The organism is Pseudomonas sp. (assembly GCF_049645325.1).
GTDB lineage: Bacteria > Pseudomonadota > Gammaproteobacteria > Pseudomonadales > Pseudomonadaceae > Aquipseudomonas.
The window spans coordinates 1-1,697 of record NZ_JBARTQ010000486.1 but is presented as its reverse complement, the minus strand read 5'-3'; the positions used below and the strand labels follow the sequence as shown (position 1 = coordinate 1,697).

Here is a 1,697-nt window from a genome sequence, read left to right as displayed (position 1 = left end):
TGGCTGAAATCGGCAGATTTGCGCAGTTCGACGGAAAGAAACGCAGCCGGTCAAAGAACGGAACAATCACGTTTATCAGTGCCCGAGCCTCCTCGGTGCGCCGCTGGCCGGATAGCCATGCCACTGTCAGTAGCGCGGCCTCTTCCGGTACATCAACTCGGTAGTCACAACTGACCAGGCGCTGTTGCAGCGCCTCAAGGCCGTCATCCGTCAGATGCCAGGCATTGATATCCAACCGCTCGAAGCCCTGGCGAATACCCGGAATGGAGGCAGCCAGCTCACGCTCGTAGCCGGTCAATTCGCCACCTGCCAACAGATTACCGGTAGCAAAACCGCCCGTAATGACTTCCAGCGTAACCCAGGCGGGAATCTCGGCGACCGGGGTGCGCGATCCGTACTCAGCGGTGCCTTGCAGTATGTGTGCAATCACCTGCTGCCAGTGTGAGATACGTCTGCGGGCATTGAAGCGAGCGAGAGGGCCGCTGGTTTGATCGTGCGCAATCAGCGTCTTGGACAGTTGGAAGACCGCATAACCCGCGTCCATACCAGTCACTCCGTGTGCTCTGGAGACGTGTCCAGATTGCCTTGTCATGTGATGGGTCCGGAGGCTGGATTCGAACCAGCGCCCACCCGGTTAAGAGCCGAGTGTTCTACCGCTGAACTACTCCGGAACAAGAGTTGCATTGTCGGGTAGCCGCAAAAAAATGTGAAGGTCCAAAGTCTTCATTAAGCAATAGCTGACGACAATCTGCTTCTTTTCTGTCAACACCACCGGAGACCTCGACCCATCACTCCAAATTGCTTGCCGAATTACTCGGCGCCCGTAAATGTTACAAAAGCGCCAGCTCCACCTGCCGGATCGTCTCAACCCACCCGCCCCTGAGTAGAACCCTCGCCACAGGTTTTTTGCCCGACTGCTCGACCGCGTTTCGCTCAAAGCTGGCAGCTTTTATCCTCGTCGTTGAATAAACTGATGAGTACGGAAACCGAATGATTCACGGCGGCGATAAACGGTGCACTGGGTTTGCGACTCTCGGAATTTTCCGACAAGGGATTCAGGTTGTGGCTCGGAAAGGTGCTGACTAACCTCTCCGACGTCGCTGCCAAATCAGCGGCCGGATTTGACCGTCCGACCCCGAGGTACATGACTGCCATCATCGATTTCAGGCGTTTTTTTTGCGTCTGCTGTATCGTGTCGCGGCAGCTGTACGCGGGATACCTTCGGGTATGCCGGGCTCCTCGGGACCGGTCGGTCAACCCGCGTATAGCTGCCACCCTAATTCGTTTGACCGCGAAGCGTGGCAGCTCCATTTCCCTTGGAGTTCCACCATGATCAAAGACAGCCCAAATCCCCCAGGCCACTCAGACTTCGACACCAGCACCCTGCACGAAGTGGCCTACCGCGCGATCAATCACTACCTCAATCCCGGCAAACCCATACCCGAACCCAGCGAAGGGATCTTCACCGTACGCGCCGACCTGGGCACCGAAACCTTGCTGGTCAACGCCTCCCAGGACCTCGCGTCCATCTGCGATATCGCCAACCACATGGCCTTTGAAATCGAAGGCTCCCAACGCAACGTCGCGCTGGGCATCTGCCGCATGATCGAAGGCGTGCAACTGCTGGTGGACAAGGCGTTGAACGTGGCCCACCCAACGGCCTGAGGCACCGATCGTTCCCACGCTCTGCGTGGGAA

1 protein-coding gene, 1 tRNA gene and 1 pseudogene are annotated in these 1,697 nt (G+C 57.5%); 1 reads left to right on the top strand and 2 read right to left on the bottom strand.

All coding sequences use genetic code 11. From position 1 onward, the window contains the following. Together WBB95_RS20845 and WBB95_RS20840 are read right to left on the bottom strand one after the other, a co-directional pair. Positions 1–544, bottom strand: a pseudogene (locus tag WBB95_RS20845) (hypothetical protein); the annotation flags it as partial. Between the two features lie 52 nt (positions 545–596). Next, positions 597–671 (bottom strand) — tRNA-Lys (locus tag WBB95_RS20840). 658 nt (positions 672–1,329) lie between these two features. Between WBB95_RS20840 and WBB95_RS20835 the strand changes: the two genes are divergently transcribed. Continuing rightward, positions 1,330–1,665, top strand: coding sequence for a DUF6124 family protein (locus WBB95_RS20835; RefSeq protein ID WP_424489301.1), 336 nt, complete (start codon positions 1,330–1,332; stop codon positions 1,663–1,665). Positions 1,666–1,697: the final 32 nt, after the last annotated feature.